Origin of the sequence: Serratia sp. CY47280 (assembly GCF_052168655.1) — a bacterium.
GTDB lineage: Bacteria > Pseudomonadota > Gammaproteobacteria > Enterobacterales > Enterobacteriaceae > Serratia > Serratia bockelmannii.
In genome coordinates this window covers 1-17,175 of sequence record NZ_JBJNMG010000005.1, presented here as the reverse complement: position 1 = coordinate 17,175, position 17,175 = coordinate 1, and the positions used below count along the sequence as shown (strand labels likewise).

At 60.1% G+C, this 17,175-nt stretch carries 17 protein-coding genes; 6 read left to right on the top strand and 11 right to left on the bottom strand.

The window, feature by feature from the left end; genetic code table 11:
- Position 1: 1 nt before the first annotated feature.
- Together ACJ8J4_RS18545 and ypfH are read left to right on the top strand one after the other, a co-directional pair.
- Complete coding sequence (locus tag ACJ8J4_RS18545; protein ID WP_197824412.1) at positions 2–2,014, top strand: tRNA(Met) cytidine acetyltransferase TmcA; 2,013 nt, start codon at positions 2–4, stop codon at positions 2,012–2,014.
- A 120-nt stretch (positions 2,015–2,134) separates the two neighbouring features.
- Complete coding sequence (gene ypfH / locus ACJ8J4_RS18540; RefSeq protein ID WP_197824413.1) at positions 2,135–2,824, top strand: esterase; 690 nt, start codon at positions 2,135–2,137, stop codon at positions 2,822–2,824.
- 30 nt (positions 2,825–2,854) lie between these two features.
- On the opposite strand, the gene ACJ8J4_RS18535 is transcribed toward ypfH, so the two are convergent.
- The 5 genes from ACJ8J4_RS18535 to ACJ8J4_RS18515 form a co-directional block, all read right to left on the bottom strand.
- Positions 2,855–3,040, bottom strand: coding sequence for a YpfN family protein (locus tag ACJ8J4_RS18535; protein WP_004941720.1), 186 nt, complete (start codon positions 3,038–3,040; stop codon positions 2,855–2,857).
- A gap of 2 nt (positions 3,041–3,042) precedes the next feature.
- Positions 3,043–3,717 carry a M15 family metallopeptidase gene (locus tag ACJ8J4_RS18530; RefSeq protein WP_025303824.1) on the bottom strand — a complete coding sequence of 225 codons (675 nt, stop codon included), beginning with the start codon at positions 3,715–3,717 and terminating at the stop codon, positions 3,043–3,045.
- The gene (gene dapE / locus ACJ8J4_RS18525; RefSeq protein WP_025303823.1) at positions 3,714–4,841 is read right to left on the bottom strand and encodes a succinyl-diaminopimelate desuccinylase; all 1,128 of its coding nucleotides are present in this window, start codon (positions 4,839–4,841) and stop codon (positions 3,714–3,716) included. The genes ACJ8J4_RS18530 and dapE overlap by 4 nt, the downstream gene beginning before the upstream one ends.
- Entirely contained in the window at positions 4,838–5,224 is a 387-nt protein-coding gene (locus ACJ8J4_RS18520) for an ArsC family reductase (protein WP_025303822.1), read from the bottom strand. The genes dapE and ACJ8J4_RS18520 overlap by 4 nt, the downstream gene beginning before the upstream one ends.
- Before the next feature lie 255 nt (positions 5,225–5,479).
- Entirely contained in the window at positions 5,480–6,031 is a 552-nt protein-coding gene (locus ACJ8J4_RS18515) for a LuxR C-terminal-related transcriptional regulator (RefSeq protein ID WP_089181196.1), read from the bottom strand.
- A gap of 531 nt (positions 6,032–6,562) precedes the next feature.
- Between ACJ8J4_RS18515 and ACJ8J4_RS18510 the strand changes: the two genes are divergently transcribed.
- Entirely contained in the window at positions 6,563–6,988 is a 426-nt protein-coding gene (locus ACJ8J4_RS18510; protein WP_060434453.1) for a GNAT family N-acetyltransferase, read from the top strand.
- Positions 6,989–6,995: 7 nt separating this feature from the next.
- Here ACJ8J4_RS18510 and ACJ8J4_RS18505 read toward each other — a convergent pair whose 3' ends face one another.
- Both ACJ8J4_RS18505 and ACJ8J4_RS18500 read right to left on the bottom strand, forming a co-directional pair.
- Positions 6,996–7,427, bottom strand: coding sequence for a GNAT family N-acetyltransferase (locus tag ACJ8J4_RS18505; protein ID WP_167324504.1), 432 nt, complete (start codon positions 7,425–7,427; stop codon positions 6,996–6,998).
- A 9-nt stretch (positions 7,428–7,436) separates the two neighbouring features.
- Complete coding sequence (locus ACJ8J4_RS18500; RefSeq protein WP_049204814.1) at positions 7,437–7,916, bottom strand: tetratricopeptide repeat protein; 480 nt, start codon at positions 7,914–7,916, stop codon at positions 7,437–7,439.
- Between the two features lie 216 nt (positions 7,917–8,132).
- Between ACJ8J4_RS18500 and ypfM the strand changes: the two genes are divergently transcribed.
- Positions 8,133–8,192 (top strand): protein YpfM, encoded by a 60-nt coding sequence (gene ypfM, locus ACJ8J4_RS18495; RefSeq protein WP_100396732.1) that lies wholly within the window; start codon positions 8,133–8,135, stop codon positions 8,190–8,192.
- A gap of 126 nt (positions 8,193–8,318) precedes the next feature.
- Here ypfM and acrD read toward each other — a convergent pair whose 3' ends face one another.
- Positions 8,319–11,453 carry a multidrug efflux RND transporter permease AcrD gene (gene acrD / locus ACJ8J4_RS18490; protein ID WP_264383678.1) on the bottom strand — a complete coding sequence of 1,045 codons (3,135 nt, stop codon included), beginning with the start codon at positions 11,451–11,453 and terminating at the stop codon, positions 8,319–8,321.
- 292 nt (positions 11,454–11,745) lie between these two features.
- On the opposite strand from acrD, the gene ACJ8J4_RS18485 reads away from it, so the two are divergent.
- Positions 11,746–12,024 carry a winged helix-turn-helix domain-containing protein gene (locus tag ACJ8J4_RS18485; protein ID WP_004941750.1) on the top strand — a complete coding sequence of 93 codons (279 nt, stop codon included), beginning with the start codon at positions 11,746–11,748 and terminating at the stop codon, positions 12,022–12,024.
- A 32-nt stretch (positions 12,025–12,056) separates the two neighbouring features.
- On the opposite strand, the gene ACJ8J4_RS18480 is transcribed toward ACJ8J4_RS18485, so the two are convergent.
- Positions 12,057–12,689, bottom strand: coding sequence for a response regulator (locus ACJ8J4_RS18480; protein ID WP_025303816.1), 633 nt, complete (start codon positions 12,687–12,689; stop codon positions 12,057–12,059).
- A 161-nt stretch (positions 12,690–12,850) separates the two neighbouring features.
- Positions 12,851–14,527: a nitrate/nitrite two-component system sensor histidine kinase NarQ gene (narQ, locus tag ACJ8J4_RS18475; protein WP_173888264.1), complete on the bottom strand. Its 1,677-nt coding sequence runs from the start codon at positions 14,525–14,527 to the stop codon at positions 12,851–12,853.
- Between the two features lie 369 nt (positions 14,528–14,896).
- On the opposite strand from narQ, the gene nudK reads away from it, so the two are divergent.
- Entirely contained in the window at positions 14,897–15,472 is a 576-nt protein-coding gene (nudK, locus tag ACJ8J4_RS18470) for a GDP-mannose pyrophosphatase NudK (protein WP_033651517.1), read from the top strand.
- A gap of 50 nt (positions 15,473–15,522) precedes the next feature.
- Here the strand turns inward: nudK and tkt are convergent.
- On the bottom strand, positions 15,523–17,175 hold a 1,653-nt coding region (tkt, locus tag ACJ8J4_RS18465), incomplete at its 5' end, for a transketolase (protein ID WP_442516097.1).

Below are 17,175 nucleotides of genomic sequence, written 5' to 3'. Positions count from 1 at the left end.
TATGTTACAGGCAGCGCAACAACTTATGCGGCGGCAGGGCATCCGACGCCTGCTGGTGCTCAGCGGTGAACCTGACTGGTGCCGCGAACAGGCGCAGCGGCTGGCGGCTACGTTGCCAGGCGACTGGCCGTGGGTCGGGGAAAATCCGCCGCCCGGCGAGGTGGCTTTAGCAAGCGGCGCGATGCGCCAATTGCTGGGGCAGGAGCGGCTGCACGCGGTGTTCGACGCCTGTCACTCGCTGGACGTAGAGGCGCTGGCGGCGTTGAGTGGCGCCTTGCGCGCCGGCAGCTGGCTGCTGCTGTTGACGCCCCCCTGGCGACAATGGCCTCAGCAGCCGGACGGCGACAGCCTGCGCTGGAGCGATTGTCCGCAGCCGATCACCACTCCGCATTTCATTCATCATCTGCAGCAGCATCTGGCCGATGACAGCGAAGTGACGATCTGGCGGCAGGGAGAGCCCCTGATGCTGGCCGCGCTGCCGGCGCGTGAAGGGTGGCAGCCGCCGGATGGCCGCCCGACCGAGGAACAACAGGCGATCTTGACGGCGCTGCTGCAGGCCGAGTCCGGCGTGTGGGTGCTGACCGCCGCCCGCGGCCGTGGCAAATCGACGCTGGCAGGTATGCTGGTGGCGCAGTCGCCGCTGACCTGCTGGATCACCGGGCCGAGCCGCGCCGCCACTGAGGTGGCCGGGGAATGGGCGCAGGGGCGCGCGCAGTTTTGGGCGCCCGATGCCTTGTTGGCGCAGTGCCGGGAAGGCGACGTCAGTGAGGTGGGCTGGCTGCTGGTGGATGAGGCGGCGGCGATCCCCGCGCCGCTGTTGCAGCAGTTGATCGGTTATTTCCCTCGCGTGCTGTTGACCACCACGGTGCAGGGCTATGAAGGCACCGGCCGCGGTTTTCTGCTGAAGTTTTGCGCCGGGCTGCCGTCCTATCAGGCGTTGAGCCTGCAACAGCCGATGCGCTGGGCGCAGGGGGATGCGCTGGAACGGATAACGGACAATGCGCTGTTGTTCAACGAGCTGCCCGCCTGGCCGGCGGACGGCCAGGCGATCGATTACAGCCAGGCGGAGCAGCGTGAACTGTGCGCCGATCCGCAGCGGCTGGCGCGTTTCTATGCTCTGCTAAGCAGCGCGCATTACCGCACCTCGCCGCTGGATTTGCGCAGGTTGATGGATGCGCCCGGTATGCATTTCGGGCTGGCGCAGGCCGAACAGGAGGTGGTGGGCGCCGTGTGGCTGGTGGACGAAGGCGGGTTGAGCGCCGAGTTGGCGCACGACGTGTGGGCCGGCCGCCGCCGACCGCGCGGCAACTTGGTGGCGCAGTCGTTGGCGGCGCATGGCGGCCAGTGGTGGGCGCCGACGCTGCATTCACGGCGCATTACCCGCATCGCGACGCTGCCGGCGTTGCGGCGGCAGGGTATCGCGCGTCAGCTGGTCGAGCGGCAACGCCGCCAGGCGCAGGGTCTGGACTTCCTGTCGGTCAGCTTCGGCTATACCGAGCCGCTGTGGCGCTTTTGGCAATCCTGCGGTTTCGAGCTGGTGCGCATCGGCAGCAAGCCGGAGGCCAGCAGCGGCTGCTATACCGCGATGGCTATCTTGCCCCTGAGCGAGCAAGGAGAGGCGCTGCGGCACGCGGCGCACAAGCATCTGGCGCGCGACTGGCCCTGGCTGCGGCAGCGTATTGAACTCGCGCTGGCGATCCCGGGCGACGACGGCGACACGCCACTTGGCGAAGAGGACTGGCGCGAGCTGGCCGGATTCGCTTTCGCCCATCGGCCGCTGGAGGCCAGCCTGGGGGCATTGCAGCGTTTGCTGTTGGCCAGCAATTTGCCGCTGCCCGCGCTGCGCGGCCATCTGCAACGGCGACAATCCCCGGCGGCGTGCGCGGAGCAGGCGGGCGTAAGTGGCCAGAAAGCCTTGCTGCGGCACTGGCGGCACGAAACGGCGCAGGCGCTGGAACAGTTGAATGCGCAGCACTGCCGTTACTGGCGCGACTGGGCGCAGTCGTTGCAATAAATTGAATAACTCGCTCAATAAAACCCGATTTTCCCGATTTCTCAACGGCGTATAGTCACTGTCAGCGGTGCGGCGGCGACTGTCGCCGCACCAGGTTTGGTTACTATTAAGGAGTCATCGATGAAACATGAGCATTTCGTTGTCCAAACCCCGGCGACCCCGGCGGCGCAGCTGATCTTGCTGTTTCACGGTGTCGGCGACAACCCGGTGGCGATGGGGGAGATCGGCAGCTACTTCGCCAAAGACTTTCCTCAGGCACAGGTGGTGAGCATCGGTGGCCCCGAAGCGTTCGGCAACGGTGCAGGGCGTCAGTGGTTTTCGGTGCAGGACGTGACCGAAGAGAACCGCGCGGCCCGCATCGCAGCCGTGATGCCGCAGTTTGTGGCCGTGGTGCGTCATTGGCAGCAGTTGAGCGGCGTAGGCTATGCCGGCACGGCGCTGGTGGGGTTCTCGCAGGGGGCGATCATGGCGCTGGAAGCGTTGAAAGCAGAAACCCGGCTGGCCGGGCGCGTGGTCGCGTTCAGCGGGCGTTTCGCGCAACTGCCTGAGCGGGCTTTCGGCGACAGCGTGGTGCATTTGATCCACGGTGAAGAGGATGCGGTGATCGCGGTGCAACACGCTCACGCGGCGGCGGAGGCGTTGCGGACCAACGGCGCCGATTTCACGCTGGACGTGGAGGAAAACGTCGGGCACGCAATCAACCAGGGCATGATGAACGCCGCGTTGGAAAGGCTGCATTATTATGTGCCGCAGCGCTACTGGGACGAAGCCTTGTCCGGCAAGCGCGGCGAGCTGATCGCCTTTCGCTAAAAATTCAGGGCGCCGATGAGCGCCCTGATGTCATTTCTTTTTCGGCCAGTCGTCTTCGTCATCCCACTGGGCATTGTTGTCGCGGTGCGGCGGTATCTCCGGCTTGTTGGCCAAATAGCTTTTAACGTCGACGCGGCGCAGTTCCTTGATGCCGCTGACGACCATCCCCACCAGAACCAGCAGGATAATCCACCAGTAATCAGCTAACCATTGCATAGCTACTCCTTTCCTTCACTGCGTATAAAACGCGAAAAAATCGAGGGCAGATGGCGTTCGAGCCATTCGGCACCGGCGACCTCCTTATCATGCCAGGCCGCCAGCAACAGCGCCGGGGTCAGCAAATGTTCGGCCTCTTGTGCCAGCGGCCGGTAGCTCAGATGCCACGGCTCCACCGCCACGCCGCCGCAGTCTTCGGTAAAGGGGCGGTAGAAACCGAATTCGGCCATATGCGCCGTCAGCCACTGGTTGAGCGGCGCAAAGTAACCGCCTTCCTCATATTCCCACGGCTCCAGCTGCAGCTTTTGCCCTTCCGGCAACAGCGACGGATCGTACACGTCCAGATCGCTGCCCCAGTGATGGCGGCTGGCGCCCGGCAGGGCCGACCAGCGCAGGATCGCCTCACAGCGCTCGGCGGCCGATAACGTCGCGACGTCGATCGGGCGGCTGTCCTTATCTAATACTGGCCGCTGGCCGCAGAATTTGCCATTCCAAATCGCCAACTGGCGGTCGAAATCGCGGAAGGTGCTGGCGGGCTGGAGATCGAATCCCGCCTCATGCGCCGCCTGCTGCATCGCCAGGAAGGCGTTGACCGCCTGCGGCTGCAGGCGGTGGTTCCCGCTCAGCGGCGCGAGGTGTTCGGTTGAGCGGCCGGTGAGCATCTCTGCGTTGATCATGCGACCAATTGCTCCATGATGCGTTGATACATGCGGCTCAGCAGCTGCAGATCCGCGGCGTTGACACATTCGTTGACCTTGTGGATGGTGGCGTTGACCGGCCCCAGTTCCACCACCTGCGCGCCCATCTGCGCGATGAAGCGGCCGTCGGAGGTGCCGCCGGTGGTCAGCAACTGCGGCGTCAATTCAGAATAGTGCTCGACCGCGTTGACCACTGCATCCACCAGCGCGCCGCGCGAGGTGAGGAACGGTTGACCGGACAGCCGCCATTCGATGCTGTAATTCAACTGATGGCGTTCCAGCAGCTCTTCCACGCGCTGCTTGATCATCGCGTCGGTCAGTTCGGTGCTGAAACGGAAGTTGAACTGCACGTAGAGATCGCCCGGGATCACGTTGTTGCTGCCGGTGCCGGCCTGCACGTTGGCGATCTGCATACTGGTCGGCGGGAAGAACTCGTTGCCGCGATCCCATTCGATCGCCACCAGTTCATTCAGTGCCGGCATGGCGCGGTGCACCGGATTGTCCGCCAGATGCGGATAGGCAACGTGCCCCTGTACGCCGTGGATATGCAGGTTGGCGGTGATGGAGCCACGACGGCCGTTTTTCACCACGTCGCCGACGCGCTCGGTGCTGGACGGCTCGCCGACCAGGCAGTAATCCAGCCGCTCGTTGCGCGCCATCAGCGCTTCGACCACTTTAACCGTGCCGTGAGTGGCGCTGGCTTCTTCATCCGAAGTGATCAGGAATGCCAGACGACCCCGGTGATTCGGGTTGGCGGCGACAAAGCGTTCCGCGGCCACCACCATCGCGGCCAATGAGCCTTTCATGTCCGCCGCGCCGCGGCCATAGAGCATGCCGTCACGGATTGCCGGTTCAAACGGCGGGTTGTCCCAGCGTTTTTCATCACCGGTCGGCACCACGTCGGTGTGCCCGGCAAACGCCAGGGTTTGCCCTTCACCGCGCCAGGCCCAGAAGTTTTGGGTATCTTCGAAGTCCATTGCTTCGACGGTGAAGCCGATCGCCTGCAGGCGATCGATCATCAGCTGCTGGCAGCCTTCGTCATTCGGGCTGAGGGAAGGGCGTTTGATCAACTGCTGGGCCAGTTCGATAACCGGGCAAGTCATACGGCAACCTCGGTGATAAATTGTTGGTAAGTGTCGGCGTTAAAACCGAGCAGGGCGTGGCCGTTGCCGTCGTCCAGCAGCGGACGTTTAATGATTGCCGGCTGCGCCAACATCAGCGCGATGGCGGCGTCGGCATTATCACAGGCGTTGCGCTGCGCTTCATCCAGCTTGCGCCAGGTGGTACCGCGGGTATTGAGCAGCGGCTCCCAACCCAGCTGCGCGACGAAACCGCGCAGTTGCTGTTCGGTCAGGCCGTCGGCGCGGTAGTCGTGAAAATGATAGGCTATGCCCTGATCTTCCAGCCAGCGGCGGGCTTTTTTGATGGTGTCGCAGTTTTTGATGCCGTACATCGTCAGCGTTGTCTGTTGCGGTTTATTTGCCATGGCGTAAAGCTACCTGTCTCGTCGAGTCGATACTGAGCGGCGGGCGCGGTCTTAGGCCTTCTCGCCGCCCGGCGATAGCAGAGATAATGCCAGTAAAGCGGCGGCGAGATCCAGACAACGATGCGCGCGAGAGACGATTGGGCGCCAGGGAGAGAGAGGTTGGCAAAGCGATGAAACGGCGACCTTCGCCAGCGGTGCTTTTAAAAGACGCCGGCGAACGCATTCAGCCGCCAATGCGGAGCTGGGGGGCGGTCACTACTCTTTATTGATTCTTATGTTTAAACGATCGGTCAAACACCGTACGCGGGTAATATGCAACAGCGGTTTTATCCTGCTGGCGCCGAGCTTTTTCATTATTCGCGACTTGTAATGATTGGCGGTTTTATTTCTGATATTCATGGCATTGCTGATATCGGCCAGCGATTTTCCCGTCGACCACTCCGAAAGGAAAAGGGACTCGCGCTGGGAGAGTTGCGGCGGTTCGGTATAGTGACTGTAACGCTTATATAAGTCACCGATCAGGTGGCTGAAGCGGCTCAATGATATAAGGTTTGATAATATAATGGTCTTATTGTCGACAATCACCACCTCATGCAGGCAGTCGGTGATAATGATTATTTTGTAGGTATTGGGGTTGGCATATTCATCGCGGTAACGTGCTTCAAAATTGGCGATAGTGACATCGATAAAGCAGACCCTTTTACGGCTAAAGCCGGCCGGCGCGCGTTTTTCCGCCCATGTTTGGTTAATGAGTTGTCGAATGCCGACGGTGGTATAGGCACACTCGCTGAAAATATCAATTTCCATTTTATTATAGTCCTTTACTTTCTATTTCCCGGTGAGGATTGATATCTTAAAACATAAAAAAAGAAATAATCTAAATAATTTCATGTTGAACTTATCTTGCACCGCAAACGAATGAGCGTTATCTGGGCGCGAGCTTTGAAGGGAAGGTTATATACTAGCATGATTTATAAAGAGTAAATCTTTTTTTCAACTGAATTTTTAAGCAAGGTAAGGCTAATAGAATAGACATCTTCTATTAATACCTCGGTAATTGAAAGGAATTAACATAGATATTGGCTATCAAAATTATCAAAACGATCGTTTTTGACGATCATTAAATGACGTAAGATTGCGTTTAACGAGTTAAAAAATAAGATTTTTCTTGGTTTTATCACGATGAGAAGCTTTACTTGGATCGACAGTAAAGTCGGCGCTGAAGTCATGCGAAAATTAACGTGGAAATTGAGACAAAGGTAATTCTAAACAAAGAAAATGCGATGTTTTAAGCTGTGAGCAGAGTGCGAACGTGGATGATTGATACGGAGAGCTGGCGTGAAAGAATGTCATATCGAAATTTCCGATCGGGTAACGCAGGAAATAACGTCCTGTATCGCGGAGGGGTTGGACCGTTTTAATGATCAACATATCGGCTACGGCGATCGTCTGCCGTTGGCCGTGGTGGTAAAAGATCCCGATAGTGGGGAGGTTCTCGGGGGGATTACCGGGCGCTCATCATTAGGGCTGCTGTTTCTCGATCTCTTTTATCTGCCGGAAGCGTTGCGCGGGGCGGGGCTGGGCAGCGAATTGTTGCGCCGTTTCGAGCAGGAAGGCCGCCGGCGCGGTTGCCTTTCCGCCGTGTTGTACACCATCAGCTTTCAGGCGCCGGACTTTTATCAACGACATGGCTGGCAGCGTATGGGGGAGGTGCCGTGCCTGCCGCCGGGGACCTGCCGTATCTTTATGAGCAAAACCTTGTAATGCGCGATTAACGTACGTAGCCTCCCTGTTGCAAACGCCGCAGGGCGGCGCCCTCAGCGAACACCATGCCGGTGGTCAAATCGTGAAAGCCGTACTTTTTATAGAAGGCCAGTTTTTCCGGCACCGAATAGATGAAAATCTTGCCGAGCGGCGCCAGATCTTGCATCACCCGGTCCATCAACCTGCGCCCCAACCCCTGTCCCTGAAAGCGCGGATCGATCGCCACGTCGGCCAGGTAGGCAACCGAGGTCAAATCGCTGATGGCATGTGCGGTGGCGATCAGCTCATCGCCGATAAACCCCCAATAGCAAAACTGGCTGTGTTGGTAAACGCGTTGCAGCGTATGCGGATCGCGTTCGCCCAGCCCGGCGGCCTGCAGCAATTCACACAGCTGCTGCCAGTCTATGGCGCGGCGGCTCATATCGGTGATGATTTCCATGGTTTTCCTCTAATCAATATGATTGAGATCGGCGGCATAGTGCCGAATGGCGCGCTGATAGCCGCGGATACCGGGGTCTGACGAGGTGTCCGCCAGCAACAATAACAGATCGGCCACGGCGCGTTTATTTTCACCCAGGTTGTACAGCGTCATGGCGCGAAACAGCATTAGTTCGTTGGCCTGCGGGAATTCGGTCAGGCCATCGTCGAAAGCGCGCAGCGAAGCCGGGTATTTCCCCAGGGCGCGGTAAGTGCTGCCGAGGCCCAGCCAGGCTTCACGGCGCTGGGCGGGCGGCAAATCGCGAGCCAATGCCGCGAGGTAGCAGGGAATGGCCTGTTGCTCCAGGCCCTGAACGTCATACAGGCAGGCCAGCTGAAAGTGTAACATCGCCGCTTCCGGCTCGGCCGCCAGTTGCCGTAACGCCAGCGCAGTCGCTTCCTGATAGCGGCCCTGCGTTTTCAACTGCGAGAGAGACAAAGAAGTGGACATGATCGGCGCTCCCTTGGCGTATTTTTATACCTTTTACACGCTACCGTGGAGAAATTGATATCACAAGGGAATAGCTGTACTGCACATTGATCAGATAAATACGAAAATGTGCGCTAAGCCCGATTTCCGGGCCCGGCATCGTTCCCGTTTCCCTTCACATGGTCAAAAAACAAGCGTAGAATCCGCTTCGTCAAATAATTGAGGTTGTAAAGTATTATGGTTGATCGTGAATTAGGAAACTGGAAAGACTTCATTGATGAGATGTTGGGCAACTGACACAGCGTTGAAGCAGATGGCAAGGTTGAGTCATTGGAACGTCACTGAAACACCTTGGGAACGAGATTATCGTTCGAAAAAAAGCAGCATCGGTTACCCGACGCTGCTTTTTTTATGCGCTGCCTGTTACTCCTCAGTGGTCGGCGTGGTTGCCGGATGCGCTTTACCCGGGAAACGGCGCCGCACCAGCATGAAGAACAGCGGCACGAAGAAAATCGCCAGCAGGGTGGCGGAGATCATGCCGCCCATCACCCCGGTGCCGACCGCATGCTGGCTACCGGAACCGGCGCCGCTGCTGGTGGCCATCGGCAGCACGCCGAAGATGAACGCCAGCGAGGTCATCAGGATCGGCCGCAGACGCATGCGGGACGCGTCGAGCGTCGCCGACATCAGATCCTGGCCTTTATGGTTCAGCTCATTAGCGAACTCGACGATAAGAATGGCGTTTTTCGCCGACAGCCCAATGATGGTCAACAGGCCAACCTGGAAATAGACGTCGTTCTCCAGACCGCGCAGCCAGGTGGCGGCGACCGCGCCGATCACCCCCAGTGGCACCACCAGCATCACAGAGAACGGTATCGACCAGCTCTCGTACAGCGCCGCCAGGCACAGGAACACTACCAGCAGCGAGATGGCGTACAGCGCCGGCGCCTGCGAGCCGGACAGCCGTTCCTGATAGGACATCGCCGTCCATTCCAGCCCGAAGCCGGTCGGCAGTTGGCTGACCAGTTTTTCCATTTCCGCCATCGCGGTGCCGGTGCTGACGCCGTTGGCCGCTTCGCCGACGATCTCCAGCGCCGAGCTGCCGTTATAGCGCTCCAGCCGCGGCGAACCGTACTCCCAGTGCGAGCTGGCGAAGGCCGAGAACGGCACCATGCCGCCCGCGCTGTTGCGTACATACCATTTGTTAATGTCATCCGGCAGCATGCGGAACGGCGCTGCGGCCTGCACGTAGACTTTTTTCACCCGGCCGCGGTCGACGAAGTCGTTGACGTAGGTCGAGCCCCAGGCGGTGGAGAGGGTATTGTTGATGTCGTCGATAGACACGCCCAGTGCCTGAGCCTTGCGTTGATCGATATCGATTTGCAACTGCGGGCTGTCGTCCAGGCCGTTGTGGCGCACGCGCGACAGCAGCGGGTTTTGCCCGGCCAGCTGTAGCAGCTGATCGCGCGCTGCCATCAGCTTGGCGTGGCCGAGGCCGGCGTGGTCTTCCAACTCCATATCGAAGCCGGAAGAGTTGCCGAGGCCGGTGATAGCCGGCGGGCTGCTGGCGATCACCCGCGCTTCGTTAATCTTGTTGAACGCCAGGGTGGCGCGATCGATGATGTCGAACGAGCTGTTGGCGCCCGAGGTGCGCAGATCCCAGTCTTTTAGCCGAATGAACAGACGCGCCACGTTTTGGCCGTTCCCCCCCGGCCCGGAGCCGATGATGGCGAACACCGACAACACATCCTGTTTCTCTTCGGTGAGGAAGTACCGCTCAACCTTTTCCACCACTTTGGACGTTTGCTGCAGGGTCGAGCCTGCCGGCAGCTGCACCTGTACGGTGAAGATGCCACGGTCTTCCTGCGGCAGGAAGGAGGTCGGCAGCTTGATGAACAGCAACGCCATGCCGCCGAGCAACAGCAGATAAATCACCATGTAGCGGCCGCTGGCGTGCAGGATGCGCCCCACGCCGCGCTCATAGCGTTCGGTGTTGCGGTTGAACATGCGGTTGAACCAGCCGAAGAAGCCGCGCTTACCGTGGTGGTGGCCCTTGGCGATCGGTTTGAGCAGCGTGGCGCACAGGGCAGGGGTCAGGATCATCGCCACCAGCACCGACAGCACCATGGCGGAGACGATGGTGATGGAGAACTGTCGATAGATGGCGCCAGTGGTGCCGCCGAAGAACGCCATCGGCACGAACACCGCCGACAGCACCAGGGCGATGCCGACCAGCGCGCTCTGGATTTGCCCCATGGATTTGCGCGTGGCTTCACGCGGCGGCAGGCCTTCTTCGCTCATCACGCGTTCGACGTTTTCCACCACCACGATGGCGTCGTCCACCAGCAGGCCGATCGCCAACACCATGGCGAACATGGTGAGGGTGTTGATGCTGAAGCCGCAGGCGGACAGGATGGCGAAGGTGCCCATTAGCACCACCGGCACGGCGATGGTGGGGATCAGCGTGGCGCGGAAATTCTGCAGGAACAGGTACATCACCAGGAACACCAGCAGGATGGCTTCCAGCAGCGTTTTCACCACGTCCTTGATCGAGGCTTTGACGAACGGGGTGGTTTCATAGGCCACTTTGGCCTCCAGCCCGCGCGGGAAGTACTGCGACAGTTCGGCGATCTTGTCCTTCACCAACTGGTCGGTCTGCAGTTCGTTGGCGCCGGAGGCCAGCTTGATGTTCATGCCCGCGGCCTGCATCCCGTTGTAGCGGCTGAGGTAGTTGTAGTTCTCGCCGCCCAGTTCGACGGTGGCGACGTTGCCCAGCGTCACCAGCGATCCGTCCTGATTGACCCGCAGGGTGATCTGGCGGAATTGTTCTGGCGTCTGGAGCTGCGACTGGGCGTTGATGGTGGCGTTCAACGCCTGTTTATCGACCGATGGCGTGCCGCCCAACTGGCCGACCGCCACCTGGGCGTTCTGCGATTGAATGGCCTTGACCACGTCCTGGGTCGTGAGCTGGTAACTGTTGAGCTTGTTGGGATCGAGCCAGATACGCATGGCGTATTGCGAGCCGTACACGTCCATGCTGCCGACGCCGTTGATGCGGCTGAGCGGATCCTGCAGGTTGGAGACGATGTAATCGGCGATGTCCTGCTTGTCCATGCTGTTGTCGGTGGAGACGAACGCCACCATCATCAGCGTGGTGTCGCCGGATTTCGACACCGTGACCCCCTGATTCTGCACCGCCTGCGGCAAACGTTTGATCGCCGCCTGCAGCTGGTTTTGCACCTGCTGCATCGCTTCGTTGGGATCGGTGCCGGCTTCGAACGTCAGCGTGACGGTTGCCTGGCCGGTATTGGTGCTCTGCGACGACATATACATCATGTTGTCGAGGCCGGTCATATTCTGTTCAATGATCTGCGTGACGGTGTTTTCCAGCGTTTGCGCCGAAGCACCTGGGTAAGTTGCGCTAATGCGCACGTTCGGCGGCGCCAGATTCGGGTATTGTTCTACCGGTAAAGAAAAAATCGCCAATGCCCCGGTGAGGCAAAGAATAATTGCCAGCACCCAGGCGAAAATCGGGCGATCAATAAAAAAATTGGCCATGCAGCGCGAACCTCGTTATGACTTGTTCTATCTTTAAAACGCATCGGAAATATGCATTTCAGCGGCAGGGAAGGATTCCGGCGCTATTGCACTTTACTCGGGATAGTCGAGGAAAGCGTGGAGAAAAAAAGGAGATAGTGTAAATAACGGTAGCGGAAAACGGCGTGGATGCACCGACGCCGATAATTGTACGCTATTAAGACATTTTTATTACTATCAAAGGCCTTGCGCATGTCTTCGCCGCAGGCAACCGAAAGTAAAAACTGGACTCACCTTACAGCAGGAGCTTGGCATGGGAATTAACCCGGTATTTGCCCGTCGGCTTTATTTATGCTGGCTGATCAGCCACAGTGAGCGGCCCAATGTGCCGCGGTTGATGGCGCTGACCGGTTGGCCGCGCCGCACGTTGCAGGATGTGCTGAAGGCGCTGCCCGGCATGGGCGTCGAGCTGCAGTTCGTGCAGCAGGGCGTGCGCAACAACGACGGTTTCTATCAGTTGGAAAGCTGGGGGCCGTTCAACAAGAGCTGGGTGCATCAGCACCATCAGGCGCTGCTCAGCGCCATCGAGTAAGCGGCCCCGGCGTATTGGCCGGGGCGGGGCGATCAGTGGCTTTTGTACTCCAGGTACATCACCGTCGCCGCCACGCGAGAACGCACGTCCAGCTTGCGCAGTATATTGCGGATGTGCACCTTCACGGTTTCTTCAGAGATATGCAGCTGCGCCGCCACCTGTTTGTTGGACAGGCCGCGCGCCACCTCTTGCAAGACGTCCAGTTCGCGTTCGGTCAAGGCGGCGAAGGGATCGCGTTGCTCGCCGCGCGCCAGCAAATAGTCGGCCATGGCGTCGCTGATCACGTTCTGCCCTTCGGCGGCGGCGCTGATGTGTTCCAGCAGCTGTTCCGGTTCACTGTCTTTCAGCAGATAGCCGTCGGCGCCGGCGTCGATCAGCGCATACAGATCGCTGCGCGCGTCGGAGACCGTCAGCACGATGATGCGCGCGTCCACGCCTTCGTCGCGCAGGGCCCGCAGCGTATCCAGCCCGGACATGCCCTTCATGTTCAGATCCAACAAGATCACGTCCGGCGCGTGCTGCAGTGCCAGCGCAACCGCCTCGCTGCCGTTGCCGGCTTCCGCTACCACGCCAAATCGCGCATCCAGTCCCAGCAGCTGTTTGATGCCGCGCCGCATCAACGGATGATCGTCAACGATCATGACTCGGTATTGCTTCATCACCATGAAATATGCTCCCTGTAGCAAGTAAAGCCACTCAAACGCGCCCGGAGGCGTGCTTCACAGTGGGACTGTCTCTTCAAAAATAGCGGCATTCTGCACCGCAAACCTCTCTGGGCGGCCTTCTGCCCGGCGGCAACCGTAACGCCGAGTGAACAGCCGCAAGGTCAGGGCGAGAATGTCAGGCAGACCGCCGTGCCGCCGCCGCTTCTGCGCCGGATGCGCAGCGTTCCTCCCAGTCGCGCCGCGCGTTCGCTCATGATGGTCAAGCCGTAATGCCCTTCCGGTTCTTCCAGACTGGCGATGCCGCAACCGTCGTCGGTAATGCTGAATACGTTGTCGCCTGCGGCATTGACCTCGCAACACACCGCGATCTCGTTCGCTCCGGCGTGCTTGACGGCATTGAGTACCGCTTCGCGCACGATCTGCAGCGCGTGCACCTGCTGTTGGGCGTTGAGCGCCTGCGAGGGCAGCCGACAGTGTAACTGAATCCGCGCGGGGGTTAGCGCCTTTAATGGCTGCAACAGTTGCTCCAGCGCGGCATTCAGATCCGCCTCCTGAATGTTGAGGCGGAAGGTGGCCAGTAATTCTCTCAGCTGGCGATAGGCATCGGCCAGCGTGCGATCGAAATCATCGATAATCGTCTGCGCCGCCGGATCGTCGGCGGCGCGCCGGAGCAGCGTCAGCTGGATGCGCAGGAACGACAGCGTCTGCGCCAGCGAATCGTGCAGCTCGCGGGCGATGGTCCCACGCTCTTCCATCAGCAACAGATATTGGTGCTGCTTTTGCGCGCGGTTGAAGTAGACGCCGCGGCCCAACATATTGGCCAGGCTCTGCATCAGGTGAGGATGCGGCGGCTGCGCCTCGGGCTGCCAACGCAATTCGCCCAGCAGTTTATCGCCTTGAGTGATCGACAGCGCGCTCCAGGCTTGCGCCGGCGCCGGCTCTCCTTCGTTCAGTTGCCACTGGCCATGGTCGTCCGCCACGTTCAACCGGATGCAGCGCAGTCGTTCACTTTGGCGCACGATGCGCAGCACATTTTCAAACGCCTGCTGATCGATCTGGCGCACGCTCAGCGCCTGCGAGCAGCGATACAGCACCTCCAGCGTTTCGTTGGCCTGCTGCAGGCGCTGGGTCTTTTCCTGCACTTTCAGCTCCAGCGACTGATAGAGCCGGGCCAGCTCGTCCGACATGGCGCTGAAGGTTTGCGACAGCACGCCGAGTTCGTTCGGCAGCGCCACGTCCAGCTGCGGGTGGCGAAAGTCGCGCTGTTGCACGCGCTGGCTGGCGTCGACCAGATGCTGCAGCGGCGTGACCACCTGGCGGCGCATAAAACGGATGCAGAACAGCACCAGACCGATGATGGCGGCGTAGCCCAGTACACTGATGGCGGCCACCAGGGTGAGTTTCAACTCTGAATAACGCTGTAGAGCGGAAACGAAATGATCGACGCGGTTGACGTAGCCGGCAACCTCTGCCCGGTAGGCGGCCGCCTGCCCGTCGCGGATCTGCTGCTCCATCGTTTGCCATGTTCGTTGCAACGCCAGATAGTGGTTGCGTACCTCGGCCGGGACGTAAAAACGCGCCAGCTTTTGCAGCGCGGGTGCCTGCAAAGATTGCCGGTATTGCTGCAGGTGCAGCTCCAGCTCCGGGTTCTGCCGGTCGAGGTCAAAGGCCAAGCGGTAGCTTTGCATGCGCAGCGAACCGGCGATGTTGATCGCCTCGGCATCGCTCTGGCTGCCGGCGACGGTCGTCAACGCCAACCCGGTGGCGAGCACCGACAGGATCACGATGCCGAACAGCGCTCTGGCCAGGCTGCCGGTCACGGAACGTTTAACAAGCAATCACGGAATCCTTTTCTCTCAGGTGAGGCGCTTCGCCAGTTTCATTCGAAAGCAAAACTATAACTTTTGCAACTAAATTGCACCGCGATTTGTATCAAGTTGTCAACAAAACGGGAACAATTGTCGTTGTGTAATCAAATGAATAGCGAAATGCCCACCGATTTTCAGCCGCAGCCCGGTTTCCACTGATGATTTGCCTTTGTGGATGCGATTCGTCCTGACTCGTCTGTCAGAGTCTGCGTCTGCCCACGATGTATTTTAAATCCTGGTTTACCCGGAGAGGCGATGTGATTTTTGTTGCAAATCGTCTGCCGCGGCGCGGCCTAATCGCGGTATGATCTGCACGTTGTCACGCAAGGGAAAAGGGTTATGTCGTCGAAAATTGAGAATGTGAAGAAAGAGCTGCTGTCGGACAACTGGTATGTGCTGCACAAGTACACGTTCGATCTGAAACGCAAAAACGGCGGTTCGGTGCAACAGGTGCGCGAGGTCTACGATCGTGGCAACGGCGCTACCATTTTGCTGTACAACCGCGCCAAGGGCACGGTGGTGCTGACCAATCAGTTCCGCATGCCGACCTACGTCAACGGCAACGAGAGCGGCATGCTGCTCGAGGCCTGTGCCGGCCTGCTGGACGCCGACTCTCCGGAGCAATGCGCGCGCCGCGAAGCGGTGGAGGAGACCGGTTTTCAGGTCAGCGAGGTGAAGAAAATCTTCGAAGCGTACATGTCGCCGGGCGGCGTGACTGAAATCGTGCACTTCTTTATCGCCGAATACCATGATGATGAGCGGCGCGCGGCCGGCGGCGGCATTGAAGATGAAGATATCGAAGTGATCGAACTGCCGTTCAGTGAAGCGGTGGCGATGATCGCCGACGGCCGGATTAAAGACGGCAAGACCATCATGCTGCTGCAGTATTTGCAGATTCATCGGGTGATGGAATAAAAAAAGCCGGTCATGATGACCGGCTTTTTTATCGGCTTGCGCCAGACCGCTTACTTCAGCAGCGCCTGCGCCTTGGCCACCACGTTGTCCACGGTGAAGCCGAACTCGGCGAACAGCTGCTCCGCCGGCGCCGACTCACCGAAGGTGGTCATGCCCACGATGGCGCCGTTCAGGCCCACGTACTTGTACCAGTAGTCCGCGATACCCGCTTCCACCGCCACGCGCGCCGTTACCGCCGCCGGCAGCACCGACTCGCGGTACGCCGCATCCTGCTTGTCGAACGCGTCGGTCGACGGCATCGACACCACGCGCACCTTGCGGCCCGCTGCGGTCAGCTTGTCCGCCGCTTCCACCGTGATACCCACTTCGGAGCCGGTGGCAATCAGGATGACGTCCGGCGTGCCCGCGCAGTCTTTCAGCACGTAGCCGCCGCGGTACACGTTCGCCAGCTGCTCTGCGCTGCGCGGCTGCTGGGTCAGGTTCTGGCGCGAGAACACCAGGGTGGTCGGGCCGTCGTTGCGCTCGATACCGTACTGCCACGCCACCGCCGATTCCACCTGGTCACACGGGCGCCAGGTGCTCATGTTCGGGGTCACGCGCAGGCTCGCCAGCTGCTCCACCGGCTGGTGGGTCGGGCCGTCTTCGCCCAGACCGATGGAGTCGTGGGTGTAGACGAACACGTTGCGCAGCTTCATCAGTGCCGCCATGCGCACCGCGTTGCGGGCGTATTCCACGAACATCAGGAAGGTCGCCGAGTACGGCAGGAAGCCGCCGTGCAGCGCGATGCCGTTGGTGATGGCGGTCATGCCGAACTCGCGCACGCCGTAATGAATGTAGTTGCCCGCCGGGTCAACGTTCAGCGCTTTCGAGCCGGACCACATGGTCAGGTTGCTCGGCGCCAGGTCGGCAGAGCCGCCCAGGAACTCCGGCAGCACCTTGCCGAACGCTTCCAGCGCGTTCTGCGACGCCTTGCGGCTGGCGATGTTGGCCGGGTTGGCCTGCAGTTTTTCCACGAACGCTTTGGCGTCGGCTTTCCAGTCGGCCGGCAGCTCGCCGTTCATGCGGCGCTTGAACTCGGCAGCCAGTTCCGGGAAGGCCTTGGCGTAGGCGGCGAACTTGTCGTTCCAGGCCGCTTCTTTGGCCTGACCGGCTTCTTTGGCGTCCCACTGGGCGTAGATGTCCTGCGGGATTTCAAAGGCGGCGTATTTCCAGCCCAGCGCTTCGCGGGTGGCGGCCACTTCGGCGGCGCCCAGCGCGGCACCGTGCACGTCATGGGTGCCGGCCTTGTTCGGCGAACCGAAGCCGATAACGGTCTTGCACATCAGCAGCGACGGCTTGTCGGTCACCTTGCGGGCTGCTTCAATCGCGGCCTTGATGGCGTCCGGGTTGTGGCCGTCAACGTTGCGCACCACGTGCCAGCCGTAGGCTTCGAAACGCAGGGCGGTGTCGTCGGTGAACCAGCCGTCGACGTGGCCGTCGATGGAGATGCCGTTGTCATCGTAGAAGGCGGTCAGCTTGCCGAGCTTGAGGGTGCCGGCCAGGGAGCAGACTTCGTGCGAGATACCTTCCATCATGCAGCCGTCGCCCATGAAGGCGTAGGTGTGGTGGTCGACGATGTCGTGGCCAGGGCGGTTGAACTGCGCCGCCAGGGTGCGTTCGGCGATGGCGAAGCCGACGGCGTTGGCGATACCCTGGCCCAGCGG